Origin of the sequence: Frederiksenia canicola (genome assembly GCF_011455495.1) — a bacterium.
GTDB classification, from domain to species: domain Bacteria; phylum Pseudomonadota; class Gammaproteobacteria; order Enterobacterales; family Pasteurellaceae; genus Frederiksenia; species Frederiksenia canicola.
The window spans coordinates 920,324-941,739 of the sequence record NZ_CP015029.1; the positions used below are offsets into that span (position 1 = coordinate 920,324).

Consider the following 21,416-nt stretch of genomic DNA (forward strand, 5'->3'; position numbering starts at 1 on the left):
ATGTTAAAGGGCTAAGGAAATTCCTTAGCCCTTATTTGTTATTTCTCATACCAAATTTTATTGATATACAGCGTGATTTTGCCGAGCGGCGTTTCGACTTGGATTTCATCATCCACTTGTTTACCGATTAACGCACGAGCCACTGGCGAGTCGATTGAAATCCAATTTTTAGCAGGATCAAATTCATCCGTACCAACTAAACGGTGCTGTTTGGTTTCGCCTTGTTCATTTTCAAGTTCCACCCACGCACCGAAAAAGACTTTGCCTTCTTGGCTGGAGTGATAATCCACGATTTGTAGAACTTCCAACCGTTTACTGAGAAAACGCACTCGGCGGTCAATTTCACGCAAGCGGCGTTTGCCGTAGATATATTCAGCATTTTCGCTGCGATCGCCTAAAGCTGCGGCATCCGATACCGCTTGGGTGACTTTGGGGCGTTCCTCTTTCCACAGATATTTCAATTCTTGATCCAACACTTGCCAGCCTACTCGGGTGATGTAATTTGATTTCGCCATTAGCTTGCAAACTCCACAATACCTGTCACTTTGCCCGTTTCATCCACCGCAATCAGTGAGTGAATATGTTTCTCTTTCATCAATTCTTCAGCATGAGCTAAGAAGGCACTATCTAAAATAGTTTTTGGTTGACGGGTCATCATTTCTTGTGCTGACTTATTCAAACTTTCCGCCCCAAATTTCGCAAGGGTGCGGCGAATATCACCATCGGTAATAATACCCAGTAATTGCTCCCCTTGCATGACTAGCGCGACCCCCATTCTGCCTTCGTTCATGACATTTAGACAATCGCTAAAACTGCAATTAGGGCAAACCGTTGGCAATTTGCGTTGCATCACATCACGTACGCGGCAGAGCAATTTCCGCCCTAAACTACCGCCAGGGTGGAAGCGGGCAAAATCTTCCGCATTGAAATGACGAGCTTTGATTAACGCAATCGCCAACGCATCGCCGAGAGCCATTGTAATCAAACTAGATGTGGTTGGGGCGAGATTGTTTGGGCAGGCTTCTCGCTCAATACTGATGTCTAGCACGATGTCAGCATAGCGACCAAGGGTGGATTGTGCCTTGCCCGTCATTGCAATAATTTTATTGCCAAAATTTTTCAGGCTTGGGATCAGTTTATTCACATCATCCGTTTCGCCACTGTAAGAAATCAAAATGACCACGTCAATTGGCTTGAGCATTCCCAAGTCGCCGTGAAAGGCTTCTGTAGGGTGTAGAAAAAAACTTGGCGTTCCGGTAGAGGCGAAAGTTGCTACCATTTTTTTGCCGACTAAGCCAGATTTGCCAATACCCGCCACCACAATACGCCCTTCGCAGCCTAAAATCAGATCAACGGCTTGGTTGAAAGTGTCATTAAGATTTTTGCTAAGGCGGGTAATCGCTTGGGAATAGAGAGAAAGTGTTTCTGTTGCGTGAGAAAGGTGCGTCATAAACCACTCCAAAGGATAAAATTTGCGTGGTGATTATACGCTAGTTTAGAACAAACCAAAATGGGGGACATATTGACCCTATTTCTTTCATTTAATATTCAGCGTGTTACCGTTTTGAGTGCTGAATGCACTTTCTCAGTGGCTACGCTCCGAACTATTGGCGTAAGCTCCTCTGAGTCCATAAAAAAGAGCTGTCAAAAGACAGCTCTAAATTAACGTTATGCTAAGTCAAACATCAGAAATTCAACATCGCTATTGGTTTCAATATTGGCTAAGGTTTCTTCGCTAATAGCAATGCCATCGCTAGTTCTGACCGTATTCCCGTTGATAGTAAATTCACCTTTCACTACTTGTAACCAGTAGTTGCGGTTAGCGTCTAATTTGATCGCTTCGGTGTGGTTTGCATCAAATTGATAACGCCATAACTTCATATCTTGATAGACTTTGAACGAACCATTTTCCGCATTTGGTGATAAAATCAATGTTCCACCTTTTTGATTTTCAAAGGCTTTTTGATCGTAACGCGGTTTAATATTCATTTCATTTGGCATAATCCAAATTTGATAGAAATGTAGGTTTTCTGTATCGCTTGGGTTAAATTCTGAATGTGTTACGCCTGTACCCGCAGACATAATTTGAAATTCACCTGCTTTCAGCTCTTCTACATTACCCATACTGTCTTTGTGAGCAATGGTGCCATCTAACACATAAGAGAGAATTTCCATATTTTTATGTGGGTGTGTACCAAATCCATAGCCCGCTTTTACTCGGTCTTCGTTGATCACACGCAGTGATGAGAAACCCATAAATTTTGGATCGTAATAGTTAGCGAATGAGAAAGTATGGTTGGAATCTAACCAACCGTGATTAGCATGTCCACGTTCATTTGCTTTGCGGATGTATAACATATATATGCTCCTTATTTTGAATTTGTTGAAAAGTCTTGGCTTTCGATGGCGTGCATTGTAGAGCGAAAATGACGGTGGATAAATAGTGTTTTAGTGAAATAATTGTTTCTTAATAGTGGATAATTTCCATCAGGGCTGTAGGAGCGGACTGGATGTCCGCCCACGACAAGCGGTCAGTTTAGCCGAATTTTTTGCAAGTTGTTCATGCTATCGGGTAGTGGCATATAGGCTGATGCAGATCCTGCCTTTATGGACTTAAATAGGCTCACTTCTTATTCGCCAACAACATCGCCCTTAAATCGGCCACTTTAGCAACGGTTTTTTGTTGTTTTTGTTCGGCTGTAAGCGGAGGCTTATCTCGCTCCCATTGCAAATCGTCTTGCGGCAGTTCTTGCAGAAAACGGCTGACTTCAGGTTTGAGGATTTCACCATATTGACGGCGTTCTTTACAGAGCGAAAATGTTAGCGTTTGCTGAGCCCGAGTGATACCAACGTAGGCAAGACGGCGTTCTTCTTCGATATTGTCTTCGTCAATGCTGGTTTGGTGTGGCAAAATGCCTTCTTCCATACCAATCAGAAAAACGTGCGGAAACTCCAAGCCTTTGGAGGCATGCAACGTCATCAGTTGTACTTGATCGCTTTCATCATCGTCTTCGCTGCGTTCCATCATATCCCGCAAGGTGAGATTGGTGACGACTTGGCTGAGGCTCATTGGCTCGTTCATTTCGTCGCCATCTAACATTTTCTGTACCCACTCAAACAGTGTTTGCACGTTGCGGCTCTGCATTTCTGCCGCTTTCGGCGTATTGGCGGTTTCGTACAGATAGGCTTCGTACTGAATTGTCGCCAACATGTCTTTCACTGCAGTTTGTGGTTCGGATCTGACCGCTTGATCGGCAAGTTCCACAATCCAACGGGCAAAGTCCTGCAATGCTTGGTACGGCTTTGGTGTAAGCCGTTGGATCAACTCAAAATCAAAAATCGCTTCAAACAGGCTGACTTGCTTTTCATTCGCCAGTTGCCCTAATTTTTCGAGCGTCACGGCCCCGATTTCACGGCGTGGTGTGTTTACAATGCGTAAAAATGCGGCATCGTCATCTTGGTTTACCAGCAGGCGTAAATACGCCAACATATCTTTGATTTCCGCCTTGGCGAAGAACGATGTACCGCCTGAAATTTTGTAAGGAATGCGGTTTTGGAGCAGTAATTTTTCCAATAAGCGAGATTGATGATTGCCACGATACAAAATCGCATAATCTTTATATTTGGTTTTGCGAATGTAGCGATGGGCGATCAGCTCACCAACAATTCGCTCTGCCTCGTGTTCTTCGTTTTTTGCCTCGATGACATTCAGCTTTTCCCCCTCAGCGAGCTGGGAGAACAGCCGTTTTTCAAACAAGTGATCGTTGTTGTCGATCAAAATGTTGGCACAATGCAAAATCCGTTGGCTTGAGCGGTAATTTTGTTCCAATTTGATCACATTAAGTTGCGGGAAATCGGCTTTTAAACGTGCCATATTTTCGGGCTTTGCCCCCCGCCACGAGTAGATCGATTGGTCATCATCGCCGACCACGGTAAAGTTGTTGTGCCCACCTACCAGCAATTTAATCAACTCATACTGGCTGGTATTGGTATCTTGATATTCATCGACCAACAGGTAGCGAATTTTCTGCTGCCAACGTGCTTTTGCTTCTGGAAATTGACGGAAAAGTAAAGTCGGCAACATAATCAAATCATCAAAATCCAACGCATTGTAGGCTTTGAGCTGATTTTGATATTGAGCGTAAAAATGGGAGAAAACCCGATCCCGATCGGTTTTACAGTGTGCGATGGCATGTTCGGGCGAAAGCAGATCGTTTTTCCAGTTAGAAATGGTGGCGATCAAGGCTTTCAGCAGATCTTTATCTTCCGCCACATTTTCAGGCAACAGATGCTTGAGTAACGCCAGTTGATCGTGTTCGTCAAACAACGTCATCCCCGATTTATAGCCGAGCAATTTATGTTCTCGCTTGAGAATATCGAAACCGAGGGTGTGGAAAGTGGAAATGGTCAGCCCTTTGCTACTTTCCTTGCCGATGGAATGGGCAACCCGTTCCCGCATTTCACGAGCAGCTTTGTTGGTGAAAGTAACTGCCGTAATCTGTGTTGGCGAGTAGCCGCAGTGGGCGATGAGATGGGCAATTTTATTGATGATCACCCGTGTTTTGCCCGAGCCAGCCCCTGCCAGCACTAAGCAAGCCCCGTTCACATATTCCACCGCCTGTTGTTGTTGAGCATTGAGTTTCATTGATTTTTCACGCCTTTTCCTCGTTTACAAGCGGTCAGATTTTAAAGAAATTTTGCAAATTGTCGAATAAATCTGACCGCTTGTAGTGCTAAAATGCCCCATCACTTTTTACTGGATACAGCCGATGAAAACTCTTGATCCTATCTCAATTCCGCTTAACCGAGCGAGTCTAATAGAAGCTTCCGCAGGAACCGGGAAAACCTACACCATGGCAAATCTTTATTTGCGATTGGTGCTTGGCGTGGAATGTGAGCCATTAATGGTCGAGCAAATTTTGGTCGTGACCTTTACCAAAGCCGCAACGCAAGAGTTGCGGGATCGTATTAGAGCCAAGTTACGCAATGTGGCTAAATGGTTTGCGGATCCAGACAGTGACGATGCCCGCAAGAATTTGGCAGATCCGTTTTTGGCAAGGATCTATCAGCAAATTCAGCCGAATTTGGCGGAAGCCTTGCTCCGCTTACAAATTGCAGAGCGAGAAATGGACTTGGCAAGCATTTACACCATTGATAGTTTTTGCCAGAAAATGCTTTTTCAGTATGCGTTTGATTCAGGTGTGCGGTTTGATATTAACTTACAAACCGATGAGCGAGAGTTATTACAACGCTTAAGTGAAGAGACATGGCGAGAGCTGTTTTACCCCGCAAGTTTGGAAGAAACGGCGTTGGTTGCAAGGCTTCTGCAAAGCCCTGAAAATGCGTTAAATAAAGTGAAAGGTTATTTATCAGGTATTTTGCCGCCGCTGACAGAATCTCAACAGCGTGAACTAAACGAAGACTATGCCCAACAAGCGGGTAGATTCGAGCAATTTCTTGCAACCGCCAGAGCGTATTGGCAGACGAATGAAGGGGACATTATCGCCCCTATTCAAACGGCGTTTGAGCAGCAAAATGCGGATAAAAAAATCAAAATTCTCAATGGTGTTAGCTATAAAGAAGAAAGTTTTAAAAACAAATGGTTACCAACGATTCGTGCCTGGGCGACAAACCGTGATTGGTCGTTTCCAAGTAAAGAGTTGAGCTATTTCAGTCAATCCATGTTGAATGCGAAAGCAAGCAAAGGTGCGGAGATATTACGTAGTTCGCATTTTGTTCAATGGGATGAGTTTATCCAGCAGTTTGAGACATTTAGCGACATTTCAAACCAAATTGAAACCAAATTGCTCTATCGTTTTTTCCAACATCTTCGCCAAAAACTCACAGACTATAAGCATACTCATTTAGAAAAAAATTTCAGCGATATGCTGACCTATTTTTATGAGGCGTTGCAAGGAGAAAAAGGCGACGTGTTGGCGGGCAAAATCCGCCAGCAGTTCGGTTTTGCCATGATCGATGAATCACAAGATACCGACAACATTCAATATCAAATCTTCAAACGCATTTTCTTAGACGGCGATAAACCCTATGGATTCATTATGATCGGCGATCCGAAACAGTCGATCTACAAATTCCGTGGAGCGGATATTTTTGCTTATCTTGATGCGGCGAAGCAGGTGGATGCGAAATTTACCTTAGCGAAAAACTGGCGATCTCTCCCCGCCATTGTGGAAACGGTGAACAAACTTTTTACTCTGCCGGACAATAAACCTGCTTTTCTCTATCCTGACATCACCTTCAGTGCAGTTGATTTTAAACAAAGTAATGAAAAATTGCTTGGAAATCAACAAGAAACGAATCTCTATTTGCTGGCAAAAGGGTATAACACAACACAAGCGGCAGAACATTGTGCAGAGCAAATTGTGTTGCAGCTAAATGCGGCTCAGAAGGGCGAAAAATGGGTGTTGAGCGAACAGAATGAAACCTTGGTGGAGCGGGAATTAACACCGAAAGACATTGCGATTTTAGTCCGCTCTCACGACGAAGCTGCGGAGATCAAGCGGTCACTTGCAGCTCGAAATTTGCAATCGGTTTACCTTTCTGAACGCAATAGTGTTTATCAGTCGCAAGATGCGGCGGATTTAGCGGTTATCTTAAATGCCTGTTTACATCCTTTTTCGTCACGAGCGTTATTGGCAGCACTTGGCACTTCTCTTTGGGGACTAACTGCTGCGGATCTTTTTCAGATCAAAAATAACGAAACTGAGTGGGATAGTTATGTTGAACATTTTGCTCATTATTTCCAAGTGTGGCAGCTTCAAGGGGTGTTGCCGATGTTACATAAATTATTTATTCAGCAGCAAATTATTGCTCGTTTAAATAGCCACGATGATGCTGACAGGCGGATCACCAATATTCTCCACCTAGCCGAGTTGTTACAAGAAAAAATGGACAGCGTAGAAAATGAAAGCAGTTTATTACGTTGGTTTCATGAGCAAATAGCGAATCCAAATGGCGACAGTGATGAGCAAGTTTTGCGGCTGGAAAGTGAAGCGGATCTGATCAAAATTATCACGATTCATAAATCTAAAGGATTGGAATATCCCGTGGTATGGCTGCCGTTTATTGCCAAAAATGCTCAAGGAGCACGAGCGGCGAGTATGGCAATCTATCGCGACGAAGAGAATCAAGTGCGGTGGAGTTTCAACAGTGGCGATGAGCAAATCAAGCAATATCAAGACCAAGCAGAGCATGCCGAAGACCTGCGATTGCTGTATGTGGCATTAACTCGAGCAAAATATCAGCTCCATTTAGTCTTACCTGAAGTCTGGGGCGATAAGTGGAATGCAATGCATTATTTGTTAGCACAAGGGGACATTCAAAAAGCGTTGAATACACGTGATGCTTTTGAACGTAAAGGCATTGCCTATCAAGCGGTCAGTTTAGCGGAAACGTTTGCAACTAGCCGTTTTGAACCAACAAGTACAGAGATGAATGACGTGGAAGCCAAAACGTTTCAAGGGAAAATTCGGGAGAGGGGCAGTGTGACCAGTTTTACCGCCTTGCAAGCACAACATGAGCGTTTGCAACATGTTCTGCGGAACCAACCGCTTGTTGGGTGGCAAGATATGGCTTTGGACTATGATAGTCATGTCATTGCAACGACCTCAATAGAGCTGGAGCAGCAAGGCGAACGCAATCCATTTCAATTTCCACATAGCACGAATGTGGGGAATGTACTTCACCGCTTTTTTGAACGGCAGGATTTTCAGCAGCCAATTACGCACGACAGTATTCAAGCCTTGTGCGAACAGCTCAATTTAGATGAAAATTGGATTGAGCCTGTCTTGCAATGGTTTGAGCGAATTCTTGTCACTCCGATTGGAGATAAGCCGTTTCGTCTTTCGCAGATCTCTCAAGCCACTCGCCTAACAGAATGGCAATTCTATTTACGTTTGGGTAACCGAAAAGCGTTACCTCAACTAAACGCATTACTCAAGCAACACAGCCGTTTGGCAAAACAGCTGCCTGATTTGCAATTGTTACAGGTGGAAGGGTTTGTTCGTGGCTTTGTGGATTGCATTGTGCAAGTGGAAAATCAGTTCTATGTGATAGATTATAAATCGAATTTTCTTGGATATTTACCACAGGATTATGCACGAGAGAAAATTGAAAAAACGATGGGGCAATATCGTTACGACTTGCAATACTTGCTCTATACGTTGGCTGTACATCGCTATTTACGTTCTCGTTTGGGGCAGAATTATGATTATCAACGGGATTTTGGCGGTATTGCGTATCTGTTTTTACGGGGAATGGATGGTTCTCATAATAGTGGCGTTTATTTTGATAAACCAAGTGGTGTACTGATTGACGCAATGGACGAGTTGTTTGGCTAAGTTACCCGTTTTACTTCTGTTGGGAAACGTGTAGAATATCGCTCGGTTTTAAACCATTTCGTTATATCGCAAGGTTTTGTGTGTAAAGAGATGACCTAATACGGCCCTCCCGTATTCTGCACTTAGTTTACCCTTCACTTTGCTGTGTTTATTATTTACACAGGAAACTTCTTTATGAAAAAATTTACCGTGCTGCTTTCGGCGGCTTGCTCGCCTTTGGCATTTGCTAGCGTGATTCCAAATTATCACACCGATGTTCACACCTATGAATTAACCAAATCTTTTGACATTGTTGCTCCTAAAGGCTCATCAGGCGAAACCAATTTATGGGTACCATTGCCTTTTAATGGCGAGTATCAAGAGGTGAAATCTATCCAATTTGAAGGAAATTATCAGCAAGCCTACATTACCGAAAATAATCAGTACGGAGTCAAAACGCTCTTTGCCAATTGGGATAAAAATGCCGATAAGCGAGAACTAAAAATCACGATGTTAGTGCAAACGAAAGATCGTGAACCAATGGTTCAAGGAGCATTAAACCATTATCAAATGCCGGAGAAAATTGTCTATTCCGTTGATGTGCTGGAATATTTAAAGCCAACTACTCACATTAAAACAGATGGCATTGTAAAAGAATATGTGGATAACATTGTTGGTAATGAAACAGATCCGCTAAAAAAAGCAGCACGCATTCATCAATGGGTGGTAAATAATATGGAGCGGGACAATTCTGTATTAGGCTGTGGTGATGGAGACGTAGAAAAAATCTTGACCACAGGGGTTTTAAAAGGGAAATGTACTGATATTAATTCTGTTTTTGTCGCCCTTGCTCGTGCAGCAGGGATTCCTGCCCGTGAAGTGTTTGGCATTCGTTTAGGGCAAGCGGTCAAAATGGGAAAATATTCCGCTAAAGCGTTTGGTAGTGCCGATGAACAGGGCGTTGCAGAGGTAAGCGGTGGGCAACATTGCCGTGCGGAGTTCTATCTTGCTGGTTTTGGGTGGGTGCCAGTTGATTCTGCGGATGTCGCCAAAATGCGACTTGCGGAGAAAAAAGCAGTACAAGATAACGATGTGCAAGCCGTTTCGGCTTATCTTTTCGGTAACTGGGAAATGAATTGGATTGGTTATAATCACGCCAGAGATTTTGATCTCTATCCAGTACCTGAAATGACGCCGCTGAATAACTTTGGCTATCCTTATGCCGAAATTGGTGGCGATCCGCTTAACTTTTTTGATCCAAAAGCGTTCCGTTATGAATTTATCGCCAAAAAACGCTAATCGAAGCTTCATCGCCACTTGTCTCACTGCCGTTGTTGCGGCAGTGACATCTACGTTATGCTGTATTGCTCCGTTGATTTACTTGATATTGGGCGTGTCTTCAACATGGCTGATTGAGCTCAATGAGTGGGCGTTTTTACGCACACCAATGCTAATTATTTCTTTGGGGGCGTTTGGTTACGGCTTTTGGTTGTTAAACTTCTCCAATCGAATGATTTGTAGTAAATATCTTTCTCTGCAAACGTTAAAGATTTTATATTGGGTGCTGTTAGGCATTATTCTGTTCTTCCTTTTTTATCCAACAATATTACCTTGGGTGTTAGAATGAAAAAGTTAATTCAATTTCCAGTTTATGTTACGTTGTTCTGCGTGATGTTATTGAACCCGCTGCACGCCACAGAAAACAATGAAAAGCACGTTGTGATTCAGATCAAAGAAATGACTTGCCAGCTGTGTGCGTATTTAGTGAATAAAGCCTTGCGTGATGTAAAAGGGGTGATCTCCACAAAAGCAAGTATCAAAGAGCATCAAGTGCAAGTGATTGCGGAAAGCGATGTGGATAATGAAACGTTAAAAGCGGCTATTTATAAATTGAACTACACGCCTGAGATTGTTTCGACTGAAAACTAGTCAGTTTGGGCGGCTTAAGCGAAGAGACAAGCGGTTAGTTTCTCCCCATTTTTTGCAAAAAAGATCGAGAAACTGACCGCTTGTGTTATCTACCTATTTCTTACATTTCAAATCCGCCACTTTTTGTGAGCGGTAAATTGCATTGATGGCGTGGATCAAGGCACGGGCGGAGGATTCAACGATGTCAGTCGCCAAGCCAACCCCATGGAAACGGCGACCTTGATGTTCAACCACAATATCTACTTGTCCTAAAGCTTCGGCACCTTCACCTTTCGCCGTCAAATTGTAGTTGAGCATTTTGATTTCCAACCCCGTGATTTTCAAAATGGTGTTGAAAGTCGCATCGACAGGACCATTTCCGCCTTGTGAAACATCACTGATTTTCTTGCCGTCTAATTCCACTTGCACGAATGCAGAGGCGGGCAAGCCACTGATGAGCTGCGTGGTGATCACGTCTAATTTCAAGCGATCTTCATCGCCTTGCTGCATATCAATAAACGCCAAAGCTTCTAAGTCGTAGTCGAACACTTGTCCTTTTTTGTCGGCAAGTTTTAAGAACGCATCGTAGAGTTTATCTAAATCGTAGTCGCTTTCTTGATAGCCCATCTCTTCCATATGGTTTTTCACCGCCGCACGCCCTGAACGAGCGGTTAAATTGAGCTTCTCTTTTTTCAAGCCGATGGTTTCTGGCGACATAATTTCGTAGGTGTTCTTGTGTTTTACCATGCCGTCTTGGTGAATGCCTGAGGAGTGAGCGAAAGCGTTTGAGCCAACAATCGCTTTGTTCGGCTGAATAGGCATATTGCACAACTGGCTGACCATTTGGCTAACACGATGAATTTCTTGGGTATTGATACGAGTGTCCAAGCCGTTGAACATGTCTTGACGGGTTTTGATTGCCATTACGACTTCTTCTAATGCCGTGTTGCCCGCCCGTTCGCCGATGCCGTTGATGGTACATTCGATCTGTCTTGCTCCGTTTTGCACTGCGGTGAGTGAATTCGCCGTTGCCATGCCCAAATCGTTATGGCAATGTACCGAAATCACAGCTTTGTCGATATTTGGCACACGGTTCATCACATTAGCAATGATGTCACCATATTGATATGGCAAGCAGTAGCCGACAGTATCAGGAATGTTCACCGTGGTTGCCCCAGCCTTGATCGCGGCTTCAACAATACGGCAGATATTATCTACCCCCGTCCGTCCTGCATCTTCGCAGGAAAATTCAACATCATCGGTATAATTTCTTGCTCTTTTGACCGCTTGTACTGCCATTTCAACCACATCGTCAAAGGTGCGACGAAGTTTAGCTTCAACATGCAAGGCAGAGGTCGCAATAAAGGTATGAATACGGTAGGCCTCCGCTACTTTTAAGGCTTCGTAAGCGGCGTCAATGTCTTTATCTACGGCACGAGAAAGAGCACAAACACGGCTGTTTTTGATATGGCGAGCGATAGTCTGCACGGATTCAAAATCTCCCGCCGATGATACAGGGAAGCCAACCTCCATGACATCCACGCCTAAACGCTCAAGGGCGAGGGCGATTTGTAATTTTTCTTTGACGGTGAGGCTGGCTTTCAATGCCTGTTCACCATCACGTAATGTGGTATCAAAAATAATAATATTGTTGCTCATAATCGCCTCTTTATTTGAATAGGATAGAATTTGGTATAAAAAAACCCGCACGTTTTAGGTGCGGGTAAGTGTGGATAGTGAACTTTTTTCTTTTCACAGCCTTAACCACGCACCAAGTGCGTTAGAAGTAAAAGGTTGAGAGCAGAAATCAGTTTTACCATTTTTGTGTGTTTATGTTTGCATTGTTATTCAGGAATGGGCGATATCTTAACCGTATTAATGATGAAGTCAATAGCATATTTCTCTTTTGCAAACGGTTGCTTTGGCAAAATATCTTTTTTGTTTAGCATAATAAACTGGATTTTTGTTAAAACTCAGATTATTAAATTTTATTAACTATAATTTAACAAAATAATCCTAATGGTGATGGCATAAAATTCATCTTTTCATAAATTTTGCTTGTTTTGCTATTTTTTGAGCAATCACAATAAACCAGTCATTTATTTTGAACTCAAAAGCCAAATTTGTTAGCCTGTGAACAGATTAATTATTGAAAAGGATAGAACAATGACTAAACCATTTCGTGCAGTAATTTCTGACCTTGACGGCACTTTATTGAATGGTGAGCACCGACTTGGCGAATTTACAATTGAAACGCTTGAAAAATTGGCGGCAAAAGGTGTGGATATTTTCTTAGCGACAGGGCGGAGCTTGCCTGATGTGCGACGTATAATGAGTAAAGTGAATATCAATGAAGCAACATTAGTGACGAGTAATGGAGCGAGAGCAAATAATTTAGCGGGAGAATTATTTGTTAATCATTACATTCCTGAGCAAATTGCCTTTGAAATCATGACAACAACACCTTTTGATCCTTTTAATGTGTGTTTGAATAGCTATCAAGCGGACGATTGGTTTATTAATGTAGATGTGGAGCCGCTTAGAAAATTCCACCAAGAATCTGGTTTTATGTATCAGGTTATTGATTTCAAAAAGCATCATGGCAAACAAACCGAGAAAATCTTTTTTATCGGTCGGACACCAGAATCGTTAGTTCCAGTTGAGCAATTCATTGCTGAAAAGTATGGTGATCAACTGCAGCTCACTTATTCCACGCCGCAATGTTTTGAAATTATGGCAAAAAGCGTTTGCAAGGCGAATACATTATCGCAACTGGTCGCAGCCCGAGGGTATGATTTACAAGATTGTATTGCCTTTGGTGATGGGATGAACGATGTAGAAATGCTTTCCCAAGTTGGAAAAGGCTGTGTGATGGGCAATGCGGATCAGCGTTTGCGTAATGCATTACCCAATCATGAAGTGATTGGTGATCATAAAGAACAATCGGTCGCAAGCTATTTACGGACGATTTTTGAGGTGGTTTAAGCAAATTGCTTAGGGAGATACAAGCGGTCAGATCCGGGAGATTTTTTGCAAGTGTGATAGCTTGCAAAAAATCTAACAAAGAGCAAGGTCGCTAGGCGTTTTCCAATCGTTCAAATGCCAAGGCTTTGCGTTCAATACGGCGAAGCACAATCGTCATGATACCAGTGATAATGAGATAAATCGCACCAGCGATACCGTAGATTGTCAATGCATCATATTCCGTTCCATATAACTGGCGAGCATAGCCCATAATATCCATGATGGTAATAATGGAAGCGAGCGAGGTTCCTTTAAACACTAAAATAATTTCGTTGCTATAAGATGGCAACGCTCGTTTCAACGCGTAAGGGACGAGAATTTTCAGTGTCTGTAAGCGGTTTAAGCCAAGAGCGGCACAGGTTTCCCACTGTCCTCTCGGAATGGCTTTTACCGCACCGTGAAACAGTAAGGTGGTATAAGCTGCGCTGTTTAATGCTAATGCCAACATCGCACAGAACCATGCATTGGAGAAAAGTGCCCAAAGTGGGCTTTCAACGATCCACTTGAATTGCCCAGGACCAGCGTAAATCAAGAAAAACTGTACTAATAGTGGTGTACCAGTAAACAGCGTTAAAAAACCATTTACTAACATTTTGGCGAGCCGATTTTCAAGAGAAAGTACCAGTGTCAGCCCAATCGCCATAAAAAAAGCGATAGTCAGTGACACAAACGTGAGCAATAAACTGGTCGGAATGCCCTGTGCGATAGTCAAAAAATAATCTTGCCACATTATGCAATCCCTCTCTCAAAGCGGGTAAATCTCGCCTCTAGTTTACGAATTAATACCTGGCTGATTAGGGTAATCGCAAGATAAATTAATGCCGCTAGACCATACCAAGTAAATGGTTGATGTGTATTGGTATTAACCAACTCGGTTTGACGCATTAAGTCATGTACTCCGATTAATGACACTAAAGCGGTATCTTTTAATAGCACCAGCCATTGGTTGCTCAGCCCCGGAAGTGCATGTCGCCATACTTGTGGCATCACAATATGCATAAAGGTGTAAACACGGCTTAAACCAAGTGCAGCTCCAGACTCCCACTGACCAGCAGGAATGGCTTGGATTGCCCCGCGTAGCGTTTGGGAGGCGTAAGACGCAAAAATTAAAGAAAGTGCCACAACCCCACAGCCAAATGGACCTAACTCAATGTAATCACCAGTGAAGAGTTCTAAAATTTCAGGTGTGCCAAAATAAATCAGAAAAACCACTAAAATTTCAGGCAATCCCCGTAAGAGTGCGACAAATACCATAGTTGGTTTATTGATGATTGCTAAACGATTTGTCTCAAGTGAAACAAACACAATCGCCAAGAGCAAGCCTAGCAATAATGAACAGAATGCCAACCCTAAGGTCATTAGGGTGGCATTACCAATTAAAGGAAGATATTCAATCATATCGAATTATTTAGTCATCCATTTATCATAGATTTTTTGGTATTCGCCATTTTGTTTAATTGCAGCAATACCTTTGTTTAGACTTTCTACCAATGCTTTGTTTGATTTTTTCACCGCAATCCCTAAGCCGTTATTGAAGTAACGTTTATCGGTAACTTTCTCACCGATAAATGCAAGTTCTGGGTTTTTACTAAACATATCACGCAATACGTCCGTATCACCGAAAATAATGTCGATACGGCCATTTTTTAGATCCAAAATGGCATCTTGTAAGCTGGCGTAAGAGCTTGCCGCATATTGCTTCGCTTCCGCATTGACATACTGTTGATAAGTTGTTCCGTTCTGTACGCCAACTTTTTTCGCTTGAGCTAAATCAGTGATCTTATCTTTCACTGCAATAAAGCTCGCAGAGCTTTCATAGTAGGCATCAGAGAAATCAACTTGTTTTGCACGAGCTTCGGTGATGTCGATTGCGGAAATGGCTGCATCAAAACCGCCACGACCTTTGATTAGACTTGGAATTAATGAATCAAACGATTGGCTTTTAAAGTGGCAGGTTGCTTGGATTTCTTTACAAATTGCATTAGCAATATCCACATCAAAACCGATGATTTCACCTTTTTCGTTGGTTAATTCAAACGGAGGATAGCTTGGCTCCATTGCAAAAGTAATGGTTTGTGCGTTCGCAACCGCAGAAGTAGCTAAAAGCGTGGCAAGAAGTAATTTTTTCATTGTGTTTTCCTATATATTTTAATGAGAGTGTGAAAGATAGTTGGCAAATTGAGCGGTTTGCGGGTGCTCAAAATGGCTCGCATCACCTTGTTCAATAATTTTACCTTTTTCCATATAGACGACTTTGGTCGCCACTTTACGTGCTACAGACACTTCGTGGGTTACTACCACCTGTGTAATGCCTGTTTGCTGTAATTCTTTGATAATATCAACGACTTGAGCGGTGATCTCTGGATCAAGAGCGGCAGTGGGTTCATCAAAAAGCAACACTTCTGGCTGCATCATCAAGGCTCTAGCAATCGCAACCCGTTGCTGCTGGCCACCGGATAAATGTAACGGAAAACGTGCTGCAAATTCCGATAACTGTAGCCGTTTTAATAAACCATTGGCTCTTTCAATAGCCTTGTCCTTACTTAAACCCAATACTTTCATTGGGGCTTCAATTAAGTTCTGCATTACGGTTAAGTGCGGCCAAAGATGATACTGTTGAAATACCATACCAACATTACGACGAAGTAAATTTACTTGTTTGCTGTTAGCTTGGGCAGTTAAATCAAAACGGTGATTGGCAATTTCCAACACGCCCGATTGTGGCACTTCCATTAAATTTAAGGTGCGAATTAAGGTGCTTTTTCCTGCACCACTTGGACCGAGCAGCACTACGGTATCGCCCTTTTCAATGTTCAAATTGATGTCAAACAAGGCTTGATTTGAGCCATAAAAGAAATTGACATTGCTAATACGAATCGCCATTTGCGATAGATCCTATCTAAAAACGCCTGAATTGAATAGATAGTAGATTTTTTTGAATAATTATGCAAGTTGTTTTTTATCTGTTTTAAAGAAATTGTTGGTGAATGAATAACGGCGTATTACAATAAATGCGTATTTATTGATGGGATGAGCCATGTTTATTCGAATTTTTATCTGTTTTTTGAGTGTGTTAGGTGCGATTTCTGCAAACGCAAGTCTATTCGGTTCAAAACCAACATTTCTCACAAGTGAGCAAGCCTTCGCTTTTTCCTACGAAGTCAAACAAGAAAAATTAGCACTAAATTGGCAAATTGCGGACGGCTACTATTTGTACCAAAAAGAGATCAGCGTGACGCCACATAATGCTGAATTGGGTGAGTGGCAATTTCCTACAAGTGAAACACATCACGATGAATTTTTTGGCGATGTGCAGATTTTCCGCCAGCAACTTGGGTTGAATGTGCCGTTGAAATCATCAGCTGGCAAAGTCGATGTGCGTTATCAAGGCTGCACTAAAGGCTTTTGCTACCCGCCAGAAACGGTAACGATCGAGCTACAAGTGGTCAGTTCCGAGCAAAATTTTGCAAATCATGCGGAAAATCAGGCGACTTCTACATCAGCTATTCAAGTTGCCGAGCAAGATCAATTAGCAGCAGGTTTAGCCCAAAATCGTCTGTCGATTTTTTGGTTTTTTGTGTTAGGCGTTGGCTTGGCGTTTACCCCTTGCGTGCTGCCGATGTTACCGTTGTTGTCTGCGATTGTGATCGGCAACCGTCAGCGTCCAAATAGCGTGAGAGCTTTTACCTTGAGTTTGACCTATGTACAAGGTATGGCATTAACCTACACGTTGCTTGGCTTGATTGTGGCGGCGATCGGTTTGCCGTTTCAAGTGGCGTTGCAAAGCCCACCCGTGTTGATTGGTTTATCGATGGTGTTTACTTTACTGGCATTGTCGATGTTTGGGCTGTTTACCTTGCAACTGCCGAATAGCTGGCAGCAAAAGCTCAACCAACTCAGCCAACAGCAGCAGGGCGGTTCCTATCCGAGTGTCTTTTTGATGGGGATGATTGCGGGCTTGGTTGCTTCGCCCTGCACTTCCGCCCCGCTTTCTGGTGCGTTGCTGTATGTAGCACAAAGTGGGGATGTACTCACTGGCGGGTTAGCTCTCTATTTATTGGCATTAGGAATGGGCATTCCATTGATGTTGATCACCCTGTTCGGCAACAAAATCCTGCCGAAATCGGGCGATTGGCTGTTGAAAGTAAAAACGCTGTTCGGCTTTGTGATGCTTGCCTTGCCGATTTTCCTGCTCAGTCGTTTGCTACCAAGCCAGTTTGAACCGCTGCTTTGGTCGGCGTTGGCGGTTGTGACTTTGATTTGGCTCAATGAACAATTTACCGCCACAACCTTGTGGAAAAAAGCGTTGCGAGCTCTGCTGGTAACGGGGTTGATTTTCAGTGGCAAACCGTGGGCAGATTTAGTGTGCCAACCCACGGCAATCATCACCGAGCAAAGCCATTTCACTCGCATTACAACCCTCTCAGAGCTGCAACATACAATTGCGGAAAACCGTGGCAAAAAAGTGATGTTCGATCTCTACGCCGACTGGTGCGTTGCCTGCAAAGAGTTTGAAAAATACACTTTCACCGATGCTAAGGTGAAAGCCGAACTGGAAAAAATGGTGATGCTACAAGTGGATATGACTCGTAACTCCACCGAAAACGATGAAATAATGAAACATTTCCAAGTGCTGGGCTTACCAACCATTCTGTTTTTCGATGAAAACGGCAACGAATTGAGCGATAAACGAGTAACGGGTTTTATGCAGGCGGATAAATTTGAAATGTGGCTGAAAGGATTGTAATGAGTCATCGCAAAAGCGGGGCGTAGATATGCCCCATTAGATTTGCAAAATGTTGCTCGGAACTGACCGCTTGTGGGCGAGCTTCCTATTATTTGATCCACTTATCTTCATCGGTTTTTCGTTCAAATTCGGCGTCAAAAGTATTTTGATGGTATGAGTTAGAACGAAAATTTCTGCTAATACTGAAAAAGCGAAAACGATTTAGCACAAATTTCATCACCACACCTTGCAATAAAAAGCGAGTAGGCGGTAGTAGAAGTAAAATCGCTAAAATGTCGCTGAGAAAACCTGGGATCAGTAACAGTACGCCTGCAATAGCAAAAAACACCGAATTTATCACCGCTTGAGTCGGAATCTGTCCTTGGCTGATTTGCTTACGGATTTGCAGAATCGTCATTATGCCTCGTAATTTAATCAACCATAACCCTGCAGCGGAAATGGCAATCATCAATAAAATTAATGGCAGTACACCAATCGCTGATCCCACGCTCACCAGTAGTGAAATTTCAACATAAATATAGAGAAAAAGACCGAATAAAAAAATCAGTGCAGGCATTGTTGTTCCTTAAATTTGTCGCAAAATGAATGTGGTGAATGGGGCCCATTTGGGGCTTTTTCAACTTTTTTACATAAATTTCTGGCAATTTATTCAAAATATTCTAAAACTATGTTATCTATAACAACTTTCAATCAAACTATAACAAGAAGGACACAACATCAATGAATGGTGCGAATTTAGTTGTGGAGTGCCTTAAAGCACAAGGCGTAAACACAATTTTTGGTTACCCCGGTGGGGCGATAATGCCTGTTTATGATGCAATTTATGATTCAGGTTTGGATCATTTGCTTTGTCGTAATGAACAAGGGGCGGCCATTGCAGCAATTGGCTTTGCTCGTTCAACAGGTAAAGTTGGCGTATGTATTGCGACCTCTGGCCCAGGGGCAACAAATTTAATTACAGGTCTGGCTGATGCGTTGTTAGATTCGATTCCTATCGTAGCCATTACTGGGCAAGTAGCGAGTAATTTTATAGGTACCGATGCCTTCCAAGAAATTGATGTGTTGGGTTTATCTCTCGGCTGCACCAAGCACAGTTTTATTGTGCAACACATTGATGAGTTACCTGACGTGATAGCGAGAGCCTTCCAAATTGCCCAAAGTGGTCGCCCAGGGCCTGTTCTCATTGATATTCCTAAAGATGTGCAATTTGCTCCAACTTCTGCCAAGCCGATTGTCTATGAAAAAATCGCTGATCAAGCCCAGCAGCCAGCCAAACTTGCTGAAGCGAAAGCCTTGCTTGCTCAGGCGAAACGCCCTGTATTGTATGTGGGCGGCGGCGTGGGAATGGGCAATGCCGTACAAGCGGTCAGAACTTTCTTAGAAATGACCAATATACCATCAGTGTCCACCCTTAAAGGGCTCGGTACAATTCCCCCGAAGCACCCTCTCTATATGGGAATGCTCGGTATGCATGGCACTAAAGCAGCAAATTATGCGGTGCAAGAGTGTGATCTGTTGTTGGCTGTAGGCGCACGTTTTGATGATCGTGTAACAGGCAAATTAGACACCTTTGCACCAAGTGCGAAGGTGATCCATGCGGATATTGATATAGCCGAAATCAACAAGTTACGCAAAGCGGATGTTGCTTTGCAAGGCAATCTAAATGAAGCAATGAATGCTTTAGCACAATCGTTAGATATTGATCCTTGGCGAGAGGATATTTTACGAATGAAAGCTGATTTTGATTTCCAATATGAAGACAATGCCGGCGATAAAGAAATTGATCCTTGGGCATTGCTCAATACCCTTTCACAACGTAAACCACAAAATGCGGTGATTACCACCGATGTTGGGCAGCATCAAATGTGGTCGGCACAACATATGCAACATTATGCACCAGAGAACTATTTAACTTCCGCTGGGCTTGGCACGATGGGCTTTGGCTTACCTGCTGCAGTAGGGGTAGCGAAAGCGCGTCCACAAGATCCGGTAATTTTAATTACCGGCGATGGTTCATTGATGATGAATATTCAAGAGTTTGGTTCGATTAAGCGGGGCAATTTACCGATCAAAATGCTGCTGTTGGATAACCAGCGTTTAGGAATGGTGCGTCAATGGCAGTCGCTGTTCTTCCACGGTCGCCACAGCCAAACGATTTTAGATGACAACCCTGATTTCGTTACCCTTGCTTCTGCATTTGGCATTGCAGGCGAACGGATTGAAAAAGCAAACGAAGTGTCTGAGGCAATCGACCGCTTGCTCAACGCCGAAGGGGCGTATTTACTGCACGTCTGCATTCCAGATGAAGAAAACGTGTGGCCGCTCGTGCCACCAAATGCGTGCAACAGCGATATGATCGAAGAAGATATTGGGGTGTAAAATGCAAACGTACGATTTAACTATTCAAGCCAGCCAACGCCCTGAAACGTTAGAGCGTTTATTACGTGTGATTCGCCATCGAGGCTTCACTGTGGTGCAACTTAATGCAAAAAGCGATGGTAGAGTAATTTCGCTTCAAGTACAGGTGCAAAGCGAGCGAGAACTGCCGCTACTAATGCATCAGCTAGTCAAACTGCCCGATGTGATTGACGTGAAATAACTACAAGCGGTTAGTTCCCAACAATTTTTTGCAATTGCAAAATTTGACTGGGAACTGACCGCTTGTTTATAGGAGCTTTTATGAAAACCCTTGGTATTATTGGCGGAATGTCGCCTGAAAGTACGGTGACCTACTATTCACAAATCAACCGCTTGGTCAATCAAGCCAAAGGCGGAAATTACAGTGCAAAACTGTTGATGGTGAGTGTCGAATTTGAGCAAATTGTACAATGTCAGAAAGCTGGAAATTGGCAACAAGCCGGTGAGATCCTTGCTGATGCCGCTCGCACATTAGAAAAAATGGGGGCTGATGGAATTTTGTTGGCAACTAACACGATGCACAAAGTTGCGGATTATATTTCAGGGGCGGTTACGATTCCTTTCTTGCATATTATTGATGCTACTGCTCAACACATTCTAGATCAGAATATTTCAACGGTTGGATTGCTTGGGACTCGCTTTACGATGCAAGATGATTTTTATCGAAATGGGCTGAGTGAGCGTGGTATTTCTGCCATTGTGCCAAGTGAAGAACAGCAAGCAGAAATTCATCGCATTATTTTTGAAGAGCTTTGTGTTGGGAAATTATTACCAAAATCTAAGCAATATTATTTGCAAGTGATAGCGGATTTACAAAAGTTAGGTGCAGAAGGGATAATTTTAGGTTGCACGGAGATTGGTTTACTGATTGAGCAAACAGATTTTTCTCTTCCATTTTTTGATACAGCTGAAATTCATTCAAAAACAGCCTCAACATTTATTTTAGATGGGGAGTGAGTGGTACGCTAAAGTAGATTTTG

19 protein-coding genes are annotated in these 21,416 nt (G+C 43.1%); 9 read left to right on the forward strand and 10 right to left on the reverse strand.

What is annotated here, in order from left to right; genetic code table 11:
* Positions 1-38: 38 nt before the first annotated feature.
* From greB to rep, 4 genes are all read right to left on the reverse strand, one after another.
* Positions 39-515 (reverse strand): transcription elongation factor GreB, encoded by a 477-nt coding sequence (gene greB, locus A4G17_RS04550; protein WP_123957248.1) that lies wholly within the window; start codon positions 513-515, stop codon positions 39-41.
* On the reverse strand, positions 515-1,450 hold the full coding sequence (locus A4G17_RS04555) for a KpsF/GutQ family sugar-phosphate isomerase (RefSeq protein ID WP_123957247.1): 936 nt from the start codon (positions 1,448-1,450) through the stop codon (positions 515-517). Before A4G17_RS04555 ends, greB begins: the two co-directional genes overlap by 1 nt.
* Positions 1,451-1,668: 218 nt before the next feature.
* On the reverse strand, positions 1,669-2,358 hold the full coding sequence (locus A4G17_RS04560; RefSeq protein ID WP_123957246.1) for a pirin family protein: 690 nt from the start codon (positions 2,356-2,358) through the stop codon (positions 1,669-1,671).
* A 265-nt stretch (positions 2,359-2,623) separates the two neighbouring features.
* Positions 2,624-4,645: a DNA helicase Rep gene (gene rep, locus A4G17_RS04565; RefSeq protein WP_123957245.1), complete on the reverse strand. Its 2,022-nt coding sequence runs from the start codon at positions 4,643-4,645 to the stop codon at positions 2,624-2,626.
* A 124-nt stretch (positions 4,646-4,769) separates the two neighbouring features.
* Here rep and recB point away from each other — a divergent pair, with 124 nt between their 5' ends.
* From recB to A4G17_RS04585, 4 genes are all read left to right on the forward strand, one after another.
* Positions 4,770-8,360 carry an exodeoxyribonuclease V subunit beta gene (recB, locus tag A4G17_RS04570; RefSeq protein ID WP_123957244.1) on the forward strand — a complete coding sequence of 1,197 codons (3,591 nt, stop codon included), beginning with the start codon at positions 4,770-4,772 and terminating at the stop codon, positions 8,358-8,360.
* 174 nt (positions 8,361-8,534) lie between these two features.
* Positions 8,535-9,638, forward strand: a complete 1,104-nt coding sequence (locus tag A4G17_RS04575; protein ID WP_123957243.1) for a transglutaminase-like domain-containing protein — start codon at positions 8,535-8,537, stop codon at positions 9,636-9,638.
* Complete coding sequence (locus tag A4G17_RS04580; protein WP_123957242.1) at positions 9,613-9,966, forward strand: hypothetical protein; 354 nt, start codon at positions 9,613-9,615, stop codon at positions 9,964-9,966. Before A4G17_RS04575 ends, A4G17_RS04580 begins: the two co-directional genes overlap by 26 nt.
* On the forward strand, positions 9,963-10,268 hold the full coding sequence (locus A4G17_RS04585) for a heavy-metal-associated domain-containing protein (RefSeq protein ID WP_123957241.1): 306 nt from the start codon (positions 9,963-9,965) through the stop codon (positions 10,266-10,268). The genes A4G17_RS04580 and A4G17_RS04585 overlap by 4 nt, the downstream gene beginning before the upstream one ends.
* A gap of 93 nt (positions 10,269-10,361) precedes the next feature.
* On the opposite strand, the gene leuA is transcribed toward A4G17_RS04585, so the two are convergent.
* On the reverse strand, positions 10,362-11,906 hold the full coding sequence (gene leuA / locus A4G17_RS04590) for a 2-isopropylmalate synthase (protein ID WP_123957240.1): 1,545 nt from the start codon (positions 11,904-11,906) through the stop codon (positions 10,362-10,364).
* Between the two features lie 507 nt (positions 11,907-12,413).
* Between leuA and A4G17_RS04595 the strand changes: the two genes are divergently transcribed.
* Positions 12,414-13,232: a Cof-type HAD-IIB family hydrolase gene (locus tag A4G17_RS04595; RefSeq protein WP_123957239.1), complete on the forward strand. Its 819-nt coding sequence runs from the start codon at positions 12,414-12,416 to the stop codon at positions 13,230-13,232.
* A 91-nt stretch (positions 13,233-13,323) separates the two neighbouring features.
* Here A4G17_RS04595 and artM read toward each other — a convergent pair whose 3' ends face one another.
* From artM to artP, 4 genes are read right to left on the reverse strand one after another with little or no spacing between them, the layout of a single operon-like run.
* A complete protein-coding gene (gene artM / locus A4G17_RS04600) occupies positions 13,324-14,001 on the reverse strand; it encodes an arginine ABC transporter permease ArtM (protein WP_123957238.1) in 678 nt (225 codons plus the stop codon).
* Positions 14,001-14,669 (reverse strand): arginine ABC transporter permease ArtQ, encoded by a 669-nt coding sequence (gene artQ, locus A4G17_RS04605; protein ID WP_123957237.1) that lies wholly within the window; start codon positions 14,667-14,669, stop codon positions 14,001-14,003. The genes artM and artQ overlap by 1 nt, the downstream gene beginning before the upstream one ends.
* Positions 14,670-14,675: 6 nt before the next feature.
* Positions 14,676-15,401 (reverse strand): transporter substrate-binding domain-containing protein, encoded by a 726-nt coding sequence (locus A4G17_RS04610; protein ID WP_123957236.1) that lies wholly within the window; start codon positions 15,399-15,401, stop codon positions 14,676-14,678.
* Between the two features lie 18 nt (positions 15,402-15,419).
* The gene (gene artP / locus A4G17_RS04615; protein WP_123957235.1) at positions 15,420-16,154 is read right to left on the reverse strand and encodes an arginine ABC transporter ATP-binding protein ArtP; all 735 of its coding nucleotides are present in this window, start codon (positions 16,152-16,154) and stop codon (positions 15,420-15,422) included.
* Between the two features lie 154 nt (positions 16,155-16,308).
* On the opposite strand from artP, the gene A4G17_RS04620 reads away from it, so the two are divergent.
* Positions 16,309-18,018, forward strand: coding sequence for a protein-disulfide reductase DsbD (locus A4G17_RS04620; protein ID WP_123957234.1), 1,710 nt, complete (start codon positions 16,309-16,311; stop codon positions 18,016-18,018).
* Between the two features lie 88 nt (positions 18,019-18,106).
* On the opposite strand, the gene A4G17_RS04625 is transcribed toward A4G17_RS04620, so the two are convergent.
* Positions 18,107-18,574 carry an FxsA family protein gene (locus A4G17_RS04625; RefSeq protein ID WP_123957233.1) on the reverse strand — a complete coding sequence of 156 codons (468 nt, stop codon included), beginning with the start codon at positions 18,572-18,574 and terminating at the stop codon, positions 18,107-18,109.
* 164 nt (positions 18,575-18,738) lie between these two features.
* Between A4G17_RS04625 and ilvG the strand changes: the two genes are divergently transcribed.
* From ilvG to A4G17_RS04640, 3 genes are all read left to right on the forward strand, one after another.
* A complete protein-coding gene (ilvG, locus tag A4G17_RS04630; protein WP_123957232.1) occupies positions 18,739-20,397 on the forward strand; it encodes an acetolactate synthase 2 catalytic subunit in 1,659 nt (552 codons plus the stop codon).
* A 1-nt stretch (position 20,398) separates the two neighbouring features.
* The gene (gene ilvM, locus A4G17_RS04635) at positions 20,399-20,617 is read left to right on the forward strand and encodes an acetolactate synthase 2 small subunit (protein ID WP_123957231.1); all 219 of its coding nucleotides are present in this window, start codon (positions 20,399-20,401) and stop codon (positions 20,615-20,617) included.
* An 80-nt stretch (positions 20,618-20,697) separates the two neighbouring features.
* Complete coding sequence (locus A4G17_RS04640; protein WP_123957230.1) at positions 20,698-21,393, forward strand: aspartate/glutamate racemase family protein; 696 nt, start codon at positions 20,698-20,700, stop codon at positions 21,391-21,393.
* Positions 21,394-21,416: the final 23 nt, after the last annotated feature.

Bases quoted from the DNA above. Each gene is read 5' to 3' on its own strand.
- greB (WP_123957248.1), bottom strand. From the start codon at position 515: ATGGCGAAATCAAATTACATCACCCGAGTAGGCTGGCAAGTGTTGGAT.
- A4G17_RS04555 (WP_123957247.1), bottom strand. From the start codon at position 1,450: ATGACGCACCTTTCTCACGCAACAGAAACACTTTCTCTCTATTCCCAA.
- A4G17_RS04560 (WP_123957246.1), bottom strand. From the start codon at position 2,358: ATGTTATACATCCGCAAAGCAAATGAACGTGGACATGCTAATCACGGT.
- rep (WP_123957245.1), bottom strand. From the start codon at position 4,645: ATGAAACTCAATGCTCAACAACAACAGGCGGTGGAATATGTGAACGGG.
- recB (WP_123957244.1), top strand. From the start codon at position 4,770: ATGAAAACTCTTGATCCTATCTCAATTCCGCTTAACCGAGCGAGTCTA.
- A4G17_RS04575 (WP_123957243.1), top strand. From the start codon at position 8,535: ATGAAAAAATTTACCGTGCTGCTTTCGGCGGCTTGCTCGCCTTTGGCA.
- A4G17_RS04580 (WP_123957242.1), top strand. From the start codon at position 9,613: ATGAATTTATCGCCAAAAAACGCTAATCGAAGCTTCATCGCCACTTGT.
- A4G17_RS04585 (WP_123957241.1), top strand. From the start codon at position 9,963: ATGAAAAAGTTAATTCAATTTCCAGTTTATGTTACGTTGTTCTGCGTG.
- leuA (WP_123957240.1), bottom strand. From the start codon at position 11,906: ATGAGCAACAATATTATTATTTTTGATACCACATTACGTGATGGTGAA.
- A4G17_RS04595 (WP_123957239.1), top strand. From the start codon at position 12,414: ATGACTAAACCATTTCGTGCAGTAATTTCTGACCTTGACGGCACTTTA.
- artM (WP_123957238.1), bottom strand. From the start codon at position 14,001: ATGTGGCAAGATTATTTTTTGACTATCGCACAGGGCATTCCGACCAGT.
- artQ (WP_123957237.1), bottom strand. From the start codon at position 14,669: ATGATTGAATATCTTCCTTTAATTGGTAATGCCACCCTAATGACCTTA.
- A4G17_RS04610 (WP_123957236.1), bottom strand. From the start codon at position 15,401: ATGAAAAAATTACTTCTTGCCACGCTTTTAGCTACTTCTGCGGTTGCG.
- artP (WP_123957235.1), bottom strand. From the start codon at position 16,154: ATGGCGATTCGTATTAGCAATGTCAATTTCTTTTATGGCTCAAATCAA.
- A4G17_RS04620 (WP_123957234.1), top strand. From the start codon at position 16,309: ATGTTTATTCGAATTTTTATCTGTTTTTTGAGTGTGTTAGGTGCGATT.
- A4G17_RS04625 (WP_123957233.1), bottom strand. From the start codon at position 18,574: ATGCCTGCACTGATTTTTTTATTCGGTCTTTTTCTCTATATTTATGTT.
- ilvG (WP_123957232.1), top strand. From the start codon at position 18,739: ATGAATGGTGCGAATTTAGTTGTGGAGTGCCTTAAAGCACAAGGCGTA.
- ilvM (WP_123957231.1), top strand. From the start codon at position 20,399: ATGCAAACGTACGATTTAACTATTCAAGCCAGCCAACGCCCTGAAACG.
- A4G17_RS04640 (WP_123957230.1), top strand. From the start codon at position 20,698: ATGAAAACCCTTGGTATTATTGGCGGAATGTCGCCTGAAAGTACGGTG.